The sequence below is a fragment of the Burkholderia sp. FL-7-2-10-S1-D7 genome (assembly GCF_001524185.1).
Taxonomy (GTDB): Bacteria; Pseudomonadota; Gammaproteobacteria; order Burkholderiales; family Burkholderiaceae; genus Burkholderia; species Burkholderia diffusa.
In genome coordinates this window covers 456,881-477,875 of sequence record NZ_LOWY01000100.1, presented here as the reverse complement: position 1 = coordinate 477,875, position 20,995 = coordinate 456,881, and the positions used below count along the sequence as shown (strand labels likewise).

At 65.3% G+C, this 20,995-nt stretch carries 5 protein-coding genes; 2 read left to right on the top strand and 3 right to left on the bottom strand.

The genetic code is table 11. The features are described from left to right. The first annotated feature begins 468 nt into the window (after positions 1-468). A complete protein-coding gene (locus WS75_RS30225; protein ID WP_059686201.1) occupies positions 469-1,770 on the top strand; it encodes a substrate-binding domain-containing protein in 1,302 nt (433 codons plus the stop codon). A gap of 287 nt (positions 1,771-2,057) precedes the next feature. After that, the gene (locus WS75_RS30220; protein ID WP_059686199.1) at positions 2,058-3,359 is read left to right on the top strand and encodes a substrate-binding domain-containing protein; all 1,302 of its coding nucleotides are present in this window, start codon (positions 2,058-2,060) and stop codon (positions 3,357-3,359) included. Positions 3,360-3,503: 144 nt separating this feature from the next. On the opposite strand, the gene WS75_RS30215 is transcribed toward WS75_RS30220, so the two are convergent. The 3 genes from WS75_RS30215 to WS75_RS30205 all read right to left on the bottom strand — a co-directional run bounded on the left by WS75_RS30215 (position 3,504) and on the right by WS75_RS30205 (position 20,961). After that, positions 3,504-16,274, bottom strand: coding sequence for a filamentous haemagglutinin family protein (locus WS75_RS30215; protein WP_082729793.1), 12,771 nt, complete (start codon positions 16,272-16,274; stop codon positions 3,504-3,506). A gap of 185 nt (positions 16,275-16,459) precedes the next feature. Continuing rightward, positions 16,460-18,721, bottom strand: a complete 2,262-nt coding sequence (locus WS75_RS30210; RefSeq protein ID WP_082729792.1) for a tetratricopeptide repeat protein — start codon at positions 18,719-18,721, stop codon at positions 16,460-16,462. Beyond that, positions 18,718-20,961, bottom strand: coding sequence for a tetratricopeptide repeat protein (locus WS75_RS30205; protein WP_059686197.1), 2,244 nt, complete (start codon positions 20,959-20,961; stop codon positions 18,718-18,720). The genes WS75_RS30210 and WS75_RS30205 overlap by 4 nt, the downstream gene beginning before the upstream one ends. Positions 20,962-20,995: the final 34 nt, after the last annotated feature.

Here is a 20,995-nt window from a genome sequence, read left to right as displayed (position 1 = left end):
CAATCGATCGCATATTAAATACACACGACTTTATCCAACCGTCCATTTGCTGGCTCACCGGCAAAACGAAAGTAATATATCAAAGGCACAGGTATTCATCGGCGCGCGAAATGTTCCGTAACATCCGCCACAAAACCGTCTTGAAGTTGGGATAGCGCGGTGCATTGCTCACGTGCGAAGCCAACGGCATCCACCACGCGTGATGTGGTCTCCTGCGCACGATCCGTCGAACGGCCCCGGCTGCATCCCAATATCTGGACGCCTCAACCTGTACCGAATAGCGCTCCAATTCACGCCTTACCAAGCCGAATAAAGCAATGGCTTAACCAATAAAAATGTTACGCACCATTCGTTATGAAATATTCACACGCGTCATTCGTATTTCCCCCTACATTTACCCGGCGGTCCATAAGCATTCCAACCGCAGTAGCAGGGGTTCCCGTTTATCTTCGTTCAAGGAAATTTCTCATGAAATCCAGCAAGCGCAAGATCTGTCAAGTCCTCGCTCTCGTTGTTTCCGGTCTGGGCGCCACGGCCGCAATGGCCGCGGACATCCACGGCGGCGGTTCGTCGCTCGTCGCACCGACCATCGGCGCGATCGGCAACACCGCGACCGAAATCGGCCTGTTCGGCACCGCCGAAGGCTCGTTCACGTACTACTCGGTTGGCTCGGGTGCCGGCCAGAACGCGTTCCTGAACAACCAGCCGACGTATTTCGGCTCGACGGTCACGGGCACGGTCCACTTCGCGAACAGCGATGCGGCGCTGTCGACCGCCCAGCTCACGTCGTACAAGGCCGGCCTCGGCGCGACCAACGGCCCGCTGATCCAGATCCCGTACATCGTCACGCCGATCACGGTGCCGGTCGTCAACGGCCCGGCCGTCACGAGCACGACGACGCCGCAAACGACGCCGGGTCAAGCGCACAGCATCGCGCTGAACGATAACGACCTGTGCGGCATCTTCTCGGGCAAGCTGACCGACTGGAACCAGGTCATCAACCCGCAAACGGGTTCTGCGTACACGACGACCAGCTCGCCGATCAAGGTCGTCTACCGTTCGGACGGCAGCGGCACGACCGAACTGCTGACCCGCCACCTGGCAGCTGTCTGCTCGAGCGCCAATACGGCCACGGGCGTAACGTTCGTCGATTCGCTGACGTTCACGGCTTCTTTCCCGGGCGGCGTACCGGCAAACTTCACGCCGGCTTCGGGTAGCGGCGGCGTCCGTTCGCAACTGGTGAGCTATCAGTCGGCCGGTACGGCTGCTGTCGCTTACCTGAGCCCGGACTACACGAACACGTTCCTGGCTCCGCAAAGCACGGTCGTGACGCCGGCCAGCGCATTCCAGATCCCGGTTGCTAGCCTCGTGAACGCGACGAACGGCGTGTACTACGCACCGACGTATGCGAACGCAACGACGGCGCTCAGCACGGCAACCGTGCCGAGCGGCCAAGCTCGCGCCGCCAATCAGGCCAACTGGGTGCCGAACGTCGGCAATCCGGGTTCGGGCTATCCGGTTTCCGGCACCAGCCAGATCATCCTGAGCCAGTGCTATGCGGATTCGTCGGTCAAGACCGCCGTGCACGACTTCCTGAACGCTCACTTCACGAACGCCAGCTTTGCGTCGATCGTTCATGGCAACGGCTTCGATACCGTGTCGTCGAACTTCCAGACGGCGATTTCGGCCGACTTCCTGAGCAACACAAGCGGCTACAACCTCGACATCGGCAACACGGGCGTCTGCACGGGCTCGGTCACCGGTCGTTAAGCGGTTGACGGACCACAAGGTCCGTCGTCGAACAGACTGCGCCTCCGGGTAACCGCGGGCGCAGTTTTCATATGCCCTTTCGATCCGCATTGCGCGACGGCTTGCACGATGTCGGCAAAAGGCATCGAACCACGATCGTCACGCTCGCACCGAGCGACGGTACCCGACACGCAGGCAGGTAGACAGATCACGCTTCGTGCCCGTACATCTCGTACAGCAGCACACCCAAGCCTGCTGAATGGAAATACTCGGCCAGCCTCCGCGTCACCTTTGACTGGAGCAGTCCCATGAGATTTCATCAACGCAAGATTTACCAGCTCATCGCCCTGCTGATTACCGAGATGTGCGCATCGACCTCGATGGCCTTTCCTGTCGTGATGGGAGGCGGGTCGTCGAACGTCGCACCGATGATCGGCTGGATCGGCAACCCGGCGACCGAGATCGGCCTGTTCGGCACCGCCGAAGGTTCGTTCACGTATTACTCCGTCGATTCCGCCGCCGGCCAGAACGCATTCCTGAGCAATCAGCCGTCGTACTTCGGAGCCGGTATTACGGGCACCGTGGCCTTCGCAAACAGCGACGCGGCATTAACGACAGCGCAACTCACTGTGTATCGGATCGGCCGCGGCGCGACCGACGGCCCGCTGATTCAGATTCCTTACGTTGTCACGCCGATCACGATCCCCATCGTCAGCGGACCAACCGTGACGAGCACGACGACACCGAAAACGACGCACAGCCAAGCGCACAGCATCGCGCTGAACGACGACGACCTTTGCGGCATCTTCTCCGGCAAGCTCACCAGGTGGAATCAGGTTGTCAATCTGGAAACAGGTTCTACGTATCCGATCAACGTGCCGATCACGGTCGTCTACCGCGTCGACGGAAGCGGCACGACCGAACTGCTGACGCACCATCTGGCGACAGTCTGCACGAACGCCAATACCGCTCCGGGTGTGACCTTCGTCGACTCGATGACCTTCACGAACTCGTTTCCCGGCAGCTTCCCGGTCGGCTCGATTTTTGTCGGCGCAACCCACAGTGGCTCTGTACGAAACGTGCTCACGTCGATGGCGTCGGCAGGCACTGCAGCCGTCGCGTATCTTGGGCCCAGCTGGACCAATACGTTTCTCGCACCATGCAGCGTGATCGTCAGTTCGCCCGGTGCATATCAACTGCCCGTCGCGAGTCTGGTGAATACCGGGAGCGGGCTCTACTATGCCCCGTCCTACGCGAATGCGTCCGCGGCACTCGGCCCTGCAACCCCACCCAGGTTGGGGGCCGCTGCGTCCAATCAGGCCAACTGGGTGCCGAACAGCGGCAATCCGCTCTCGGGTTACCCGGTTTCTGGAACGAGCCAGATCGTCCTGAGCCAATGCTACGCGGATCCAGCAGTCGCGACCGCCCTGCACGACTACCTGAATGCTCACTACAACAGTGCGGCATTCGCGTCGATCTTTCATGGAAACGGCTTCGACACGGTTCCTTCTGCATTCAAGGCAGCCATTTCGAACGATTTCCTGAGCAATGTCAGCGGCTTCAATCTCGACATCGGCAACATGAGCGTCTGCGCCGGAACCGGCCGCTAGCACGACAAAGTTACGTCTATCCGGCAAGTCCGCATTGCACCGCTTTTGCCCAAGGCGGAAACGGTGCGCTCACGTTTGAGCGTGGTTATATGCGGCAGCGTGCAGGCTGTCCGTCACTCCGGCAACCTGCACACCGTCTTGCACTCAAATCTTGCCCAACCGTGCACGCTCCTCGGCCGTGAGAACCGCCCTCTGCGACGGCCCCGCCTGACCAAACCCGAGAATCGACACCGAACTCGACGCGTCGTAGCCTACCTGCTGTTTGTGCTTCTTCCCGCCGTCCCCCCCCGCATCGCCGAACCCCTCGACCTGCACCGAGATCGTCCAGCGACGTGACGACACACCGGATGCGTTGTTCTTGGCCATATCCTGGGCGACCTGGGTCGCAGCCGATGCGGCTGCACTCGCAGCCGTGAGCGCGCCGGTATTCACCGCCTGCACGAGCGGAATGCCACTCGCCTTGCCGGTTACCTGGATATTGTCCGCGTTCACGACGCGCAGTGCCGCGACGTTCAGGTTGCCGGCACGAATACCCGCATCGCCCGCATCGACCGTACCGCGCGGTGCAATCAGGTTGATCGTGCCGAGCGGTACGCCCGGCACGCTCTGCAGTGTCGCGATACCCGCGCCGGTGACTTGCCCGCGTGCATCGACCGTGCAGTAGTGGTTCGCATCGCAAACATATTGCGGGGCCGGCGTATCGGCTGACGATTTTGCACCCTTGCCCGCGTTGATATCGCCGTTCGAGCTCCAGATCGTCATGTCCCCGCCCTGCTCGGTGAAGATCCGGCTCTGCGCGAGCAGCACGCTGCGATCCGTGAAGATATCGATATCCCCCTGTTCGAGCGTGAGAATCCCCATCGTCCCGGGCCCGGCGATCACTTTGCCGCTGGCATCGATGATCTGCGGCGGCGCAGAAGTGCTGCCGATCAACGCCTGCCCACCAGGGCCGAGGATCGTGACGTTGCCGCCCTGCTGGGTCTGGATGGTCGTGCTGCGAATGTCCAGATCGCCCGTGTCGAGCATCTTGTTCGAACCGTTGCTGCCTCCGTCGAGATTGTTGGCCGTGTATCCCATCGAGGCGGGGAACATCGTATTGAGGGCCTCGTATCCGCGCGCATATTTCTGATAGTAAGGACTGGCGGGATTGTTGTAGTCCTCGCCGACCGCAGTCAGCACCTTGAACAGCACCTGCTCGGCAAACAGTTGCTGGACATATTGCGGTAGCGCCCTGAATTTCGACCATGCTTCGTCCGCGCTCAACGGCTTGACCGCCGGCTGATCGTTGACCAGCCCCGAATCGACCGAGAGTCCGGCCTCGTATTGCTCCATGAACGTGATGAGCGCCGGCGTCGCACTGGAAACACCGGCGACCGACTTCGCCGGATCGACATACGTCGAGATGAACGACGCAGTGTCGATGCCCGGCCCCACACCGAACAACACATTGACGCTCGCGCTTTCATGCGGCAAATACGGATTGTTTGCGTTGCCGATTGCGTCGATGCCGGTTGGAAGCCCGGAGACATAACTCCCGCTGCCCAGGCTCGCATAAGCTTGAGCCTGACTCGTCAACGGTCCGATGTTCCTGCCGGCTTCGACATCGAACGTGCCCGGACCGCCGAGCACCAACGCGGGTATGACGGCGCTCGTCGAACGAATGAGCGGTGTATCGTAAATGTCCCGCCCTGCCACGATGCGGGTCACGTCCGACTTGCGCAGGTTCTGCCCCATGAACGAGAGATTGACGATGTCACGGCCAGCCTGGATCAATGCGGCCTTGTCGATCGCGACGGGCACCAGGCCGCTGTACAAGCCGGCATAGGCGCCGGTCGTCTGCAGCATGCCATCGACAATATCGCCGTTCAAACTGTAGATCCGTGCGGGTACGACATCGCCGCCGTGCAGGGCAACCGGATCATGCGCTGCCGCGGTTGCGAGCGCCGGATTCACGACGAAGACATTCGGCTCGACGGGTGAAGGCATCGCGGAAGGATCGACATCGAGCATACCGAACACCGGCCGCCCATCGGAAGCCAATCCATTGATGCTCGACAGATTGACCGACTGGTCCGCGATCAGACTCAGATTGCCCGACGCCGATGGATACAGCTCACCGCTCGCCGCTACCGTAATGCCACCGGTGAATGCGGTCAGATTCACCGAGGCTGGCAGAATGGACGACAGGTCGACCCTGCCGGGTGTCTGCGTTGCGGTGGCACCGCCGCCAATCAGGTCGACCGCCGAGAGCGTGCCGATCGCCACGTCACCTGTCGTCGACGAGATATTGACTGCAGATGTCGACGAATACCCCTGCATGTCGGCTTGCTGGCGGTATGCGGCAAGCAACGTGTTGTTCTGCACATATGACGGATCGAATACGCGCCCAATGCTGGCGCCTTGTCGCGCATTCACGTTGAGTACGCCGTCCTGCGTCGCCAGCAACGTATCCACCGTGACGGGCGGTTGACCGTCAAGTTGCGCGGGCGCGGTAACGTCCGATCCGATCTTCCCGCCGGCCGCAATGGTTCCGGTTCCTTTGGCGACGAAAAAGCCGCCGCTCAGAATGTCTCCGCCAGCCCGCACCGACAGGTTGCCGCCGCCAGCCGTATTGACGGTCGGCGTGTCTGTCCGAGTTCCGGTCAGCCACCATGTGGTCGGCAACGACACCGACAGGTCCGAAATATTTCCTCCAGCCGACACGGACACATTCCCGCCCGCACTCAATACACCTTGATCGAATGCGCCGAAGTTGATCGACGTCTGGACGGTCTGCATCACGGGATTGGTGGCACCGACCAGCCCTGTCGGATTGCCGATCTGCATCCACTGCCACCAGAACTGACTGATATTGGCGCCCTTCTGACCGGTCACCGCGCCGTTTGTGTCGGTCAGGTATTCAGCGCCAGTGATGTCGCCCTGCGCGCGAATCGTGATGTCACCGGCTGAATCGGGGTTGACGGCCGGCGTAACGAGAATGTCCTGATAGCCGGTTCCGGCATGTACGATCGCCAACGTCGGCCCCCCCGAAGGCGCGGACGCCACCGGCGCCCCCGCCGTGTAAATCACGCCCGGCACGGTCACATCCGCATCGTTCGCTTGTGCCGCGGCAGCATTGAACAATGCAATGCCGTTACCCGCTGCCACGTCGATGGCTCCAGTACCGGTACGAAGCATCGTGGGCGCGAGCACGGCGAAACCGCTGCTGTCGACATACGTGGCGTGCCCATCGAAGACAACGCTCTTGCCGCCCGTCTCTCCGCCTGCCGGCAGAGCCTGAAGCGCGAGCGGATTCGTGCTGTTCAGATCCGCACCCGCCACTACCCGGAACGAACTGCTCGCGCCGCCCGCTAGCGATGCAGACTGCAGCGGAATTGGATTGATAGCAACTGGCGTAGGCGACGGTGAGTTGTCGGTCACCGCCGGAAGGCTGATCGTGGGTGTCGTGATGACGGAAACAGGCTGGACGGCCGGTGCCGCTAGCACGTCCACCAGAGGATTCTTGCCGCTCTGAATCTTGAATTGCACCGAGTCGGCGAGGTATTTCTGATACTGATTCAGATAAATCAGGTAAGAGCCGGGATTCGCGGCCTGCTCGGCGGCCGAAGGGGCAACCGGGCCCTTCGGCTGCCCTGTTACAACCGAACCGTTGCCGTTGATTCTCAACTTGTAGACGATACCGATATTGTTGTAATTCGGATCGTAGTTCAGTGCCGACGAAAGACTGGTCGCCTTCTGGTCGAGAAAGTTCGCGTACGCCATGTAGAGTGCGTAGTACTCAGCGACCTCGTCAGGCGTACCGCCTGCCGGCACTCCCGGGGCGAATGCGACATTCTTTGACGCGTAGTACCAGATTCCATAGCCGTAGACTGCGTTGTAACCCGACGGCAGCTTGAAGATGGCATCGGCTTCGCCCGAGGTCGACAACGGCGGCACCGCAATCGTCCCCCCACCGCCCAGCGGGTTCGCGATCTGGAAGAACCCGTCCGACAGGCTCGCGTTCACCTTGACGTTGTTCTCCGCGCGCAGCGTCACGACCGGCGCCTGCCCGTCGAAGCGGAACGCGAGATTCGTCGGCGATGCACCCGCGCCAAGGTTCCAGTTCGTCAGCACCTGGATGTCACCGCCATTGATTGCGGAACTCGGGTTGTCGAGCTCGATTCCGGGCACGATGCGCGTATTCGCAATGTTCTTGCCGGCAAACGGATCGGCCAGTGTATCGAGTCCGTGCTGCACGAACCCCATCAGCGTGCCCGGCGCCGCCGTCGAGGCATCGCCGTTCTGATATCCGTAGAAAGTCTGGTGATCCGTATTCGCACCGTTGCTCGCCGGCGCGAAATACATGTTGTTCAGTCCGCCGAACCCGATCGCGCTATTGCCCCCCTGAAGCTGCGCCTGCGTGACGGTCGCCGTTGCACCCGTCGCCTGGTTCGTCAGCGTGCCACCGCCTGAACCGTCCGGCGCGAACGAAAACGTCGCCGGCGTGCCGGACGTGCCCTGCGCGGTAAACGTGCCTGCCAGCAAATATCCGCTACGGTCATACCATCCAGCTGGATCGATAACGCCATCGAAGTGCTTCGCGCCTGTCGTCGCATCCGTCGTGCTCCATACGGCATATGCCTCGAGCGAAGTCGCACGCGAGCCGACAATTCCTTTGCCGTCGTTGAATGCTTCGGGCAGATTGATCTTCACGCCGCTGTCGATCAGCAGCGGCGCACGGAAATTCACCGTGCCGCCCGACAAACCGCCGGCGGTCCCACCCGACACGTCGATCAGCGCATTCGCGCCGAGCGTAATCGTGCCGGCATTCGCGCGCAGAACATTCTCGTAGCCGTAAGTCGTGTTGTATGCGATCGAATCGCCATTTGCATCGACGATCGTCGGGTCGAATAGCGCTGCCGTGCCAATGTTGACTTTGCCGCCTCGCTGGTGCGGGTCCGAACCGCGCGCCAGCAACGCACCTTCGACATCCACGCCGTTGCGGCCATACAGATCGATCGCACCGCCCGCCTTGCCGGATGCGTCGATCGTCCCAAGCACATTCACGTTGCCGTTCGCCGTATCGGCCGAGCTACCCGATCCGCCATCGGCCGTCAGCAGCACTGAATTCGCGCTCAGCGTGTTGCCCTGCGACAGCGTCAGGTTGCCCGTCTTCGTACGGATCGCAATCGACTGGTTCACGCCGCTGGAAGCGAGCGTCTTCGACAGCGCGTCGAGGTCGGCCGCGCCACCGGTATTCAGCGAGAACGAGCCGCCCGCAAAGCCGCTCGCCGCAGCGCCCTTGATCGTGCCGTTCAGGTTCACGACCTGCTGCGGCGCCGAGAGCGACAGGCTGCCTGCCGCGCCACCGCCGCTGGCCCCCGAGAAATCAAGCGTTGAGCCGGCCTGCACGTCAACGGTGCCGGCATCGGCCGTCAGCGTAATCGACCCGGCCGGCGCGTAACGCATCACGTCGAAGAACTGCTTCGATACGCCCGCCGAACTGACCGTCGATCCACTGCCGATCGTCAGGTTGCCGCTCGTCGCTTCGAGCGTCACGTTGCCCGCCGGCGCACTGATCGTCGCGCCGTTGTCGGCAACCGTGCCGCCGATGAAGATCAAAGCGCCGCCAACCGCGCCGCGCGTCAGCGGCGTACCCGACGCACCATTGAGCGTCAACGTGCCCGTCGTCTTCACCGCGGCAGCCGAGCTCGTATCCGCCAGGTAGACTGGCGCATTCAGCGTCACCGGCAGCGCACCGAAGTCGAATGTTCCGGTTCCTTGCCCGACTACGCCACCGGTCGCATTCATCGCCGCCGAGCCGAAACCGCTCGCCGTCTTCGTGCCGCTGCCAAAGTCGATCTCCTGCGCATTGACCGTCAGCGTGCCGCTCCCGACCGTCGTCGTGCCGGGCGTGGCACCCATCTCGTTCGTGAACGCGACCTTCTGCGCATTCAGCGTCACGTGCCCGCCATCGCTCGTGAACATGCCCGCGCTCAGATCGATGCTGTTGCCGAATGTCGCGTTCACGTCGCCGATGAAACCGATTGCGCCGTAGCTGCGCAGCGTCACCTGCTGCGCGTTCGCGAACTGGGCGAGACCGGCCGGATCGACCACGAAGCCTGGCAGGCCGGCCGCCGCGCTACCGCTCGCGTTCGTGAACGTAATTGCCGAGCCGTCGGCGGTAATCGCCTTGGCGGAGAGCGCCGCAGATGGATCGACCTTCAGGTTGCCGGACGAGTCGAGCAGCAACGCCTGGCCACCCGCGAGCGTCGCGCCCGCGCCAACCGTCAGCAGGCCCATGCCCGTGCCACCCGTGCGTGCGAGCGGTACCATCGCGCCGTTGGACACGCGCAGCAGCGCGCCATCGCCGGCGATCGTGATCGGCTGATCTTTGGCTGCCGGGTAATCGCCCTGCGCGGCAATCGATGCACCAGCGTCGACGCGCAATCCGTTCGCTGCGTCCGGATCGCCGTTGCTGGCGTCCGTCTTTGTGACCAGCAGGATCTCGGGACCCTTCAGCGGCGTGCTCCCGTCGTTCGACACGACGACGCTATTCGCGATCGGCGTGATCATGACACCGCTCGACGTCGCCGAACGCGTGCCGCCGATCAGCAGGCTGCCTGCGGTCAGCGAATCAAGCGCATCGCTACCGATCTGCAGATAACCTGGCAGCGCCGCAGCACCGTTGCCAGTGATCTGGATGTCCTGCGACGCGATGTCGACCTCGGCCGGCGCACCGCCCGCGCCGGCGGACGCATTCAGTGTCGCGCCGAGCGTCAGCGCCTTGGTTGCGGCCAGCACCAGTTGGCCACCGTCCACCGGCAACGGCGGTGTCACGTTGCCCTTGGTCGAAGCGAGTTTCGTGAAGTACGCATTCGCGCCGGTCAGCGTGTACTGCGAATATTGCTGCCACACGCTGTTTGATTGCACGTTGAACAGCGTCGGCGTCGCGCTGCGGCTGCCCGTCAGCGCATCGGCAAAATAGCCGCCCGTCACGACCGTGCCATCCGGCAACACCTGGCTCGCGCCCGGCGCGACATTGCCTGCGATGTTCGACACCGTGACGCGATACGCGCCCGGCACTGTCGCGTACTTTCCCGGCAGCAGCGTGTAATAGCCGGCCGGCAGCCCCGGTACGCCCGACAGATACACGGCCTTGCCGACCGCATCGTTCATACCGGCCTGGGCGACGCCGAGCGCCGCCGTGGCGGTCGTTGCCGTGCCGTTCGCATTGGTCGAAGGCTGCACCGTTTGCGCGAACGTCGGGTCATAAGCCGCGACCGGCGATTGCTTGCCCGGCAGGATCGCATAGACGTTGCCGGCTCCGGCATTGACCGGCACCGCCGTCCCGCCCTTGCCGCCCGCGTAGCTCACGTTGTATTGCGACAGCACATCACGTGTACCGCCCGTGCCCGGCACCCATTCGGCCGCCTGCAGGTCGCCGCCACCCGACAGGTCGATCGTCGCCCCCTTGTCGAGCGCGACGTTGCCGGCGTTCACCCCCACGTATTTCGCGGGCGGCGCGGTCAAGTCGGGCGTCGTGTTGCCGGCGACAGGATTGAACTGCCACTCGACCCCGTCGACCGTCGTGCCATACGGAATCACGGTGCCCTGGTTTGAGACCGACGTCACGCTCCCGCTTGCCAGCTTGACCGAATCCGTCGCAACGAGCGGCAGCCCGCCGAATTGCGCCTGCGTCGCCGCATTCGACGGATCGCCGACGCCGAACACGAGCGTGCCGGACGGCGCACGCACCGTGCCGCCTTGCACGATGTGCGTTGCGTCCACGAGCAACGTCCCGCCCGCGGACAGCGGCGTGCCCGACGCGCCGTTCGACGCGAACGTGACCGTCGTGGGTGCCGGTTTGCCGGTTGCCGGATCGATCGGGCCAACTGCATCGACAACGAACGTACTGCCAGTCGACGGGTACAGATCGGCCGCCTTGAAGGTCAGGTCGCCCGGCGTATAAAGCATGCCGGGCGTCAGGCCCGGTGTCTGAGTCTGGCTGACGTTCGTCGAACTCAAGCGGATGTCGCCGCTGCTCGTGAAGTTCGCTCGGCCAAAATTGTTGAGCTGAACCTGATTCATCAGATCGATGAACGACGCGTTCACGGTTAGCGTCGCATTCGACAACGCCGGGACCGGCGTGAATTTTGGCGCCGACGGCCGAATCATCGGCCCCGACAACGCGACGTACGGCGCATCGATTTCCACTGCCGCGCCGAGCGGCGCTTGCGGCGCCTGTGCCAGCACGGTATTGACGACCGGCACGATCGTGCCGTCAGGCTTGCGCACCGGCGTCGACAGCAGCGTCGACAACTGTCCCATGTCGACGGCTGCAAGTCGCCCCGCATTCAAAGTCACCGACTCCGGCAGCGACAACGTCACGTTGCCCGCGAACAGAATCGGTGTCGGCGACACGCCGTTCAGATCAGGCGGCGTGGCCGTACCGAGCACCAGGTTCGCAATGCCGGACCCGGTCAACCTGTCCGCCGCAAACTGCAGCACACCGTTCGGCTGGCCGATCGGCAACCCGGTCGTCGGATCGATCGCCGACGTGAAATCCTGTCCGGGCGTCAACCCCGTGGGCACGAGTGTTCCGCCTTGCCGCACGACCAACGCCGTACCGCTCGCGCCATCGTTCTGATGCGGCAGTATCGTCAGCGTGCCGCCGCGCGCCTGGGTCGCGCCCGGACGCCCCACCAGCGTTGCGTCGGCAAACAATCCGTTCGCCGCCGACAGCGTGATCGATCCTGCATCGCCCCAGACCGGTTGCGACGCGTATCCCCCATTTGCCTGCAACTGGTCGAAATTCGCCGAGGTACCCGACACATCGATTTTCGAGCCTGCCTGCGCAACCACGTAGCCCGTATCGCTCGACATCGTCACCGAACCGCCTGGCAGCACCTTCCCCGCGTTCGGCACCACCGTCGTCCCACCCATCTTGACCGGCGCCGCGAGCGGATTGGCCAATGCCGTACCCGATACGTCCAGTGAAGCGTCCGCGCCGAGCCACACCGACTGGCTCGAGCTTCTGAAACCACTGTTGAACTGGCCCGCCTGTGCATACGTGCCGTTCCCGTCCGCGCTCAGCGTGATCGACCCGCCCGGTGCAATGATCGAGCCGAGTACCGTGACCTGCGCCGGCGAGCCAAGGCCAACGCTCGCGCCGGCGTCCGTGTGAATCGACGCTCCTTCCGACAGCGTGACCGCGCCGGTGACGCCCGGATAGGTGGGCGCCGCGCCGGCCGGGCTGCGCCACGACGTATCGTTGCCCGCCGTCAGGACAAGATTCGTTGCCTGCCTGTGATAGGCATCGAGCTGGCCAATCGTGGTCAGCCCCCCCGCCGACAGGTTCGCACCCGTGCCCGCCTGCTGAAGCGCGAGCATGTCCGGGATACGGTTCAATTGCGTGACGGCAACCGACGCGCCGGGTGCGACCGTCGTGTCGTAGAACGCATTCAGCACATACTTGCCAAAGCCCTGCCTCGCGAAGAAGGTTTCCGGGAGGTCGATATCCCACGGCGACGCTGCGGCCTCTGCACCGCCGATCCGGAATCCGAGCGCCTGCAGCGTCAGCGTTCCTCCCCCCGAAAACCCTTCGCTCAGGATCGTGCCGCCCAGTGCGATCGTGCCGGCCGTCGGCTGTGCGGTCGGCAGGGTCGGCGCGCCGTCCGACGCGCCAAACTGCTTCAAAGGTGTCGCGGAATACGCCTGCAACGTCACGTTCCCGCCTCGTCCGGCAGGCACGCCGTTCTGCATCAGCATCTGCCCGTTCGACAGCAGTTCGCCGCCGCTCGACACGTCCAGTACGCTACCGGGCTGCAGCAGCACCGAACCCGAGGTATCGCCGAACAGCCCGCCGCCGACGACGTTCGATCCAAGCAGCGCAGACAGCGTAATGCTGCCGCCGTTGATGAACTGGCTGTTTCCGGGTGTCGTGCCCGGTGCCGCTTGCACATCGTTGTTCACCCACTGCCCTGCCGCACTGATCCCGCCCTGCGGGCCGACGATCAGGTTGCCACCGCTCGTGATCGAGATCGATCCCGACGGCACGGACAACCGCCCGGCCACGTTGACGTCGGTACCCGGCACCGGGCTGTTCAAGGTAATGGACCCACCCGGTTGCAGGTTCAGCTGCGTGCCCTGCGGAACCACTACCCCCTTGCCGCCGACCTTGTCCTCGGTGACGTTCAGGTTCGCGAAACCGCCGTTGCTCAGCGTCGCGACCGGTACCACGGTGGTCGTGAGCACGTTGCGCGGATCGTTCGCGGGCAGCGCCTGCAGTGCCGTCTTGTCGAGCGGCGTATCGATCGAGAATCCCGGCGCGATGTCGGCGAGCTTCGGCGCATTGTCCTGGAGCACAACCATGCCCGCCGTGCCAGACGCGACGTCACTGTTGTTCGATGTCAGGTGCACCAGCGCGGCGCCGTCGAGCTTCGGATCGGCGCCGAGGTTGAACGTCCCGCCGCTCGGCAGGCTGTTGCCCTGCATCTGCTTCGCGCCGCCGAACGCCTGCGCGCTGATGTCGCCGTCGAGCACCGTGGACTGCAGCCCGTAAATATCGAGCGTGCCCGCGTTCCCGCCGACGATGTAGTCACCCTGATAGCCGCCCATCGTCAGCAGCGGGTTGTACCACGTCTTCGTCACGCCCCAGCGCGGATGCGATTCGACGAATTGCCCCGCAATGCCGACGTAGGTGTCGTTCGGGCTTGCCTGTCCGATCGGCACGAGCGCGCCGTTGGCGTCGACGAGCCGCGTCGTATTGACGATCCCGCCGTCGTAATGCACGTAGCCGCCATTGAGGTTCATCGACGAACCGGTCGCGGTCATCACCTCGTTGCCCGACAGCGTGATCGAGCCGCCATTGGTCAACAACTGGCCGACCGTGCGCGGAATCAGGTTCACATAACCCGACAGATTCAGGATCGGGCTGCCGACCCATTGCACGCCGTCGCTGCGCGTGCCCGTCAGCGTGCTGTCGAACACGAGATTCTTGTACCCGAGCAGGAAGCCGTTGCGCAGCAGCGGCGAATCGGCGAGTTCGTTCTGGCCGATGCGGTCGACCGTCACGAGTGTCTGCCCGATCGGCACCTCGACGTTCGCGAGGCCCGACACGTCGATCGTCGCGCCGGTGTCGACATAAATCCGGCCTGGCACGGCGGTCTGGCCGGCCGGCGCTTGCGCGCCCGATGCCAAAGGCGTCAGCGCCGCAACAGATACTTTCGAACCGGGCGCCTCGATCAGCGAACCGCCCTGGAACCACACCGAGCCGGCCGTCATGCCGATGCTGCCCGGCGTGAAGGTCGCGCCGGGCGTCGACGGCGTCGTCTGGCCATTGCCGTCCGGCATCACCGTGGTCACCGAATCCGGGCCGAAGCTCAACAGGCCGGCGCGGTGCGTGTCGTTGGCGCCACCGGTACCGTCCGTCGTCTGAAGCGATTGACCGAGATAGGCCGCCCCGGTCGGATTGTTGGAAGAATATTCGTCGACCGTGGAAATCGTGATCGTGCCGGGCGAATTGACGCTCGTCGTCACACCCACCACGCCGTTCTGCGCAACGCGGCTGCCGAGCAGGTTCACATTGCCGCGCGCGGCCTCGACGATGCCGGTATTGGTCAGCGTACCGGCCGGCGTGATGTCGGTCATCTGGCCATTCGGGCCGAGCAGCGTGATCTTTCCGCTCAGTTCCGGCAGCAGCACCTGCGGATTCGTCGTGGCGCCGCTGTTGGGCCGCAGGCTTACCCCGACGCCGGCCGCCAGCACCACCTGCCCGTCCGTCGCCTTGATATGCCCTGCGTTCGTCACGTTCGGTGCGGCGATCATCACGAAGCCGCCGTCGCTCGCGTTTCCGTTCGCGTGCGTGGTAATCGACGCGCCCTGTTCGATCGTGACGTCGCCCCACGGTTGATACTGGCTCGCGGAGGTAAGGTTGACCTGGTTGCCCAGACCGAGCACCTCGTTCGGAAGCCGGCTGTTGCCGTTCAACCCGCCCGAACTGCCCGATTCCGCATACGCGAGCCCGCCCGTCGTCCCGGCCGGCAAACTCAGGAACTGCTTGTTGCTCGCGACGATCCCCGCCGCGTCCTGCGCGAGACTGCTGTCCGTCACAACCGGCACCCGGTTCTGCAGGGTCTGGTTGTAGTTGTTCATGTTCAGCACGTCGAGCGACGACGCCACCAGCGAATGCACGTTCACTTGCGACCCAGCGCCAAACAGTACCCCGTTCCGGTTGATCACATACACCGCCCCCTGCGCCGTGATGTTCCCCAGAATCTGGCTCGGCCTGCCGCTCGGATCGTTGATCCGGTTCAGCACGGCCCAGTTGTTCGCGCCGTTCGTCTGCGTGCCGCCCGACTGATCGAAGTTCAGCGTCGTCTGCCGGCCGACGTTCATCGTCTCCCACGTCAGCACCGCGTTCTGTCCGGTCTGCTTCACGTCGACGTTCACGTGGCCGCTCGCGTCGACGTTCTGCGTCGGCGCGTTCGCGTTGAACCACAGCACCGGGTTGTTGGTATCGCCCGATGCGCCCGCCGCCACCTGCAGCCCGCCCGGCGCCAGGCCGTTCGGCACGGTCGACGGCAGCTTTGCCGCGGCCGCCGCCGCATTCTGCTGCGCGGCGATCTGCGCGGCGATCGCGTGCGCCGCATAGCCGAGGTTGCGGATCGACGGCTGGCTCGCCTGCAGCGCCTGCTGCGGCGACACGCCCAGATTCGGCATGCCCGGCACGCCGCCGGCACCGCCCGCGCCGCCGCCCGCCGGGCTCGCGGCCACGTGACCGAGGTTCATGATGCCCGCCGCATGCGCATGGGCAGTTACGCCCGCCGCGAGCATCAGCACGACCGCGCGGTAAAGCGGGCTCAGCTCCGATTTCAGGACCGACCGCGAGGCCGTTGCGCGAAGTTGCCGTTCCGTACGTGCGCGTGCTGCCATTCTTGCCACCCCGATGCTAGGAATTTGCGTGCGGCGCCGGTCCGGCACCGTACATGTCGTTGCGCCTGAAGCAGGCCGCTGGAATCCGAAGACCATACGAAGCGCGAATGGCAATGACATGGCGACTGTTACGGACCATTCCGGCCGCCGTGAAAAGGTCCGTAGCTTTTGTCATGGAAGGCCGGTCACGCTGCCACAGATGGCGTGCGGCGCACCGTGCCGAGCGCGTCGGCCACCCGGCCGGTCACGGCCGGCCAGTCGCCGGGCCGCGCTTGCCGGAACAGCCGCGCGGACGGATACCACGGACAGTCGTCGCGCTCGAGCAACCAGCGCCAATCCGGTACGCGCGGCAGCAGCAGCCAGACGGGCCGCCCGAGCGCGCCAGCGAGGTGCGCAACCGACGTGTCGACGCTGATCACGAGATCCAGCGTGTCGACCAGCGCAGCCGTTTCGGAGAAGTCGTGCAGCGCATCCGCGAACGACAGCACGCCGCTCGTGGCGAACGCGTCGGCATCGCGCGCCCGCACCTGCGGCTGCAGGCTCACGAACGTCGCGTCGTGCGCTGCAACAAGCGGTAGGAGCGCGGCAAACGGTATCGAACGGTTTTCGTCGTTCGCGTGGCGCGCGTTGCCCGACCATACGAGCCCGATTCGCAACCGGCCGGGCGGCGACATCGCGTCGAGACGTTGTGCCCACGCGTCGCGCCGTCGCGCATCGGCACGCAGGTACGGTACGTCGGCCGGCACCGTTTCGAGCGTCGTGCGGAATGCATACGGCAGGCTCATCAGCGGACACTGCAGGTCGAACGCCGGCATGGGCTGCCCTTCGGTGACGACCCGGCTCACGCCGCGCAGCGTGCCGAGCAATTCGCCCAGCGCGGCCGGCGCCTCGACGATCACGGTCGCGCCGGCGTCGTGCGCGAGGTTCGCGTAACGGCAGAACTGCAGCGTGTCACCGTATCCCTGCTCCGCATGCAGCAGCAGCGTGCGGCCGGCGAGCGGCTCGTCACCGGTCCACAGCGGCCGGTCCGCATGACGCCGGTGCAGCATCACGTCGGCCGCATCCCAGCGCGCCTCGTGCAGCCGCCAGCCCGCGTCGAAATCGCCCGTCAGCAGCCGGCAGAACGCCTCCGAACGGCGCGCGGCGCCGTGGTTCGGCTCGCGCCGGCATGCATCGACATAATCCGCCAGCGCCGCATCGTCGTCGCCGAGATGCTGGCGCGCGAGCGCACGCGTGAACAATGCCTGCACGGATTCCTCCGGTGCGGCCGCCGCTGCCGCATGGCTCGCGAGCGCCTCGTCGTAGCGGCCGAGCTGCTGCAACGCGAGCGCGCGGTTGTAATGCAGCTCCGCATGCGGGCCCGTCAGCGCCAGCGCCGCGTCGTAATCGGCGAGCGCGTCGTCGAACCGGCCGAGCGCACGCAGCGCAGCCGCGCGGTTGCGGCGCGCGTCGATATCGTCGGGATTGCGCGCCAGCGCTTGCGCGTAGGCCTCCGCAGCGTCCGCGTGACGTTCGAGCCCGAGCAGCGCATTGCCGCGCCCCACCCACGCCGCGACGTTACCGCGATTCAGCGCAAGGAGCCGGTCGCAGCGCTTCAGCAATTCGTCGCGCGCGTGCAGCAGATCCAGCGCGACGCAACTCGCGTACAGCAACTGCTCGTCTTTCGGGTGTCGTGCGAGGCCTTCGTCGAGACACGCGAGCGCGTCGGCCGGGCGGCCGAGTTCGGTCATCACGACGCCGCACGCGTAGACGAGCTCGGGCGTCTTGCCACGCACGACCATCGCGAGCTGATAGCTGTGCAACGCCTGCTCGCGATGGCCGAGTGCACGCAACGCATGCCCGCGTTCGATGTTCGCGGCCGCATCGCCCGGGTCGAGCCGCAACGCGCGCTCGACGCTGATCAGCGCATCGGCGGGCCGCTCGAGCCGGCGCAACGTCTCGCCACGCTTGCGCCACGCCGCGACATGAGCCGGTTCCCGCACGAGCGCCCGATCGTAGGCCGCCAATGCCGCGTCGTATTGCCCGAGCGCGAGCAGCGCATCGCCGCGCGCCGCATGCGACGGCGCATGGTCCGGATCGGCCGCGAGTGCGCGATCGGCGAGCGCGAGCGCGTCGCGATGACGGCCGACACCGGTCAGCGCCGCCGCGTGGTTCGCCAGATTCCACGGCTGGCTCAATCCGAACTTCATCGACCGCGCGATCAGCGGCTCGGCCCGCGCGGGATCGCCGAGCTCCAGGTGCACGAGGCCCAGCAGGTGCAGCGCCTCGACATGATCGGGCGCCATCGTCAGCACGCCTTCGTAGAGTCGCCCGGCCCCCGCGAAGTCGCGCTGTTCGAGACGCGCGCGCGCCTGGCGCAACGCATCGGCGAGCACCGCATGCAGCGGCATGGCCGCGGCGCCCGGTATGGCGCTCGCCATCGACGCGGCCTCGCGGCGCGCACTCATCGCGCGCCTGCGCCGACGAGCGTCGGCAACTCGGCCGCGATCCGCTCGACGACAGGTGCCCACTGCCCGCCCTCCGGCTGGCGGAACAGGCACGCGGACGGATACCACGGGCTGTCGTCCCGATCGATCAACCAGCGGAAATCGGGCGTATGCGGAATCATCAGCGCAAGCGGGCGGCCAAGCGCGCCGGCGAGGTGCGCGACGGATGTATCGACGCTGACGATGCCGTCCATCAGCGCAGTCAGCGCCGCCGTATCGGCGAAGTCCGCAAGATCGTCGCCGACGAAGCGCACCGCGCTCGCGTCGAGTACCGGGCGATCCTCGTCGCGAACCACTTTCTGAAGGCTGATCCACTCGTAACGGTCGTCGAACAGCGGCAGCAGATCCGCGAGCGTCATCGAGCGGTTGCGGTCGTTCAGGTGCAGCGGGTTGCCGGACCAAACGACGCCGATGCGCGGCCGCGTGGCCGTGCCGAGCCGTTCGCGCCACTGCGCGACACGCACGGGGTCGGCAGCGAGATACGGCACGCCGGCGGGAATCGACGCCAGGTCCGTGCGGAATTCGAGCGGCAGGCTCAGCAGCGGGCAATGCAGGTCGAACGGCGGCAGCGGCTCGCCGCGCGCGACGAGCGTATCGACGCCGTCGAGCGTCGCGAACAGCGCCTTCAGTTCGACCGGCGCTTCGAGCACGACGCGTGCGCCGAGCGCTTTCACGAGGGGGACATAGCGGCAGAACTGCAGCGTGTCGCCGAGCCCCTGTTCCGGGTACAGCAGGATCGTCTTGCCGTCGAGCGGCATCCCGTGTGTCCAGCGCGGCTGCGCGAACGTGCGCCGGCTTGCATCGAGCTGCGTATCGCGCCAACGCCATTCATACTCGGCCCACCCCGCTTCGAAATCGCCGATCGACAGGCACAGGAACGCGCGCATGCAGTGCGCGAGCACGTAATCGGGATCGATCTCGATCGCGTCCGCATAAGCCTGCCGCGCGGCGTCGTGCCGCCGCAGCGCACGCAGGGCGTTGGCTTTATGAAAATGCGCGAGCTTGTCGCGCGGTGTCGCGTCGATCACCCGCGCGAAATCGTCGAGCGCGGCCTCGTAGCGATGCGTCTCGAGCTGCACCCGGCCGCGCGTGAACCACGCAGGCACGTAGCCCGCATCGAGCGCGAGCGCACGGTCGCACATGTCGCGCGCATCGTCGTGACGTTCGATGCGCATCAGCGCGCTCGCGTAGTTGCACAGCACACCGGTGCTGCGCGGCTCCGCGTCGAGTGCACGCGCATAGCTGTCGGCCGCGTCGCGATAGCGTTCCAGGTGGCTGGCCGCGTTGCCGCGGTTCGCCAGTGCGCGCGCATGGCGCGGATCGATCGCGAGCACGCGGTCGCAGCGCACGAGCGCTTCGTCGTGCCGGCCGAGCTGCTCGAGCGCGATCGAGCTGTTGAAGATCGCATCGATGAAAGTCGGGCTCGCCGCGATCGCCGCATTGAAATCCGCGAGCGCACGCTCGGGGTCGTGCAGATCGAGATACGCGACACCGCGCAGGAACAGCACTTCGGCGCTGCCGGGCGTCTGCGCGAGCGCGTGGCCATAGCTGTCGACCGCTTCGCGGAAGCGGCCGAGTTCGCGCAGCGCGAGGCCGCGCCCGCGCATCGCATCGAACGAACGCCCGGCCAGCGCGATCGATCGATCGCAATCGGAAAGCGCTTCGTCATGACGGCCGAGCGCGCGCAGCATGTCGCTGCGCTTCACATAGCCGTCGGCAAAACCGGGCGTCAGCTCGAGCAGCCGATCGTAGACCGCGCATGCGTCGTCGTACCGGGCGAGTTGCCCGAGCAGGCCCGCGCGCTGAAACAGCACGCGCTGATGAACGGGGTTGATCGCAAGTGCTTCGTCGAGACGCGCGAGCGCGTCGTGCTCGCGCCCGAGCCCGGTCAGCACCGCCGCGTAATTCGCGAGCGCGAGCGGCACCGGCCGGTGCTCGATCGAGCGCCGCATCAGCGGCTCGGCATCGCCGAGCCGCCCTTGCTGGAAGCGCACCGCGCCGAGCAGGTGCAGCGCCTCCGGATGCTCGGGATCGAGCGTCAGCAATTCGGTATAAGCGTGTTCCGCATGCTGCAGCGCGCCCTCGTGGTGCGCCTTGCGCGCGCGCACGAGCAGCCGTTCGAGTTGCGCGGTATCGGGCGGACGGCGATCCGGCGCGACCGGCGCGCTCGCGAGTGTCGTCCCTTCCCCGTTCGGTGTCATCGTGTGGCCCCCACTTGTCGCTGTTGGTATCGCG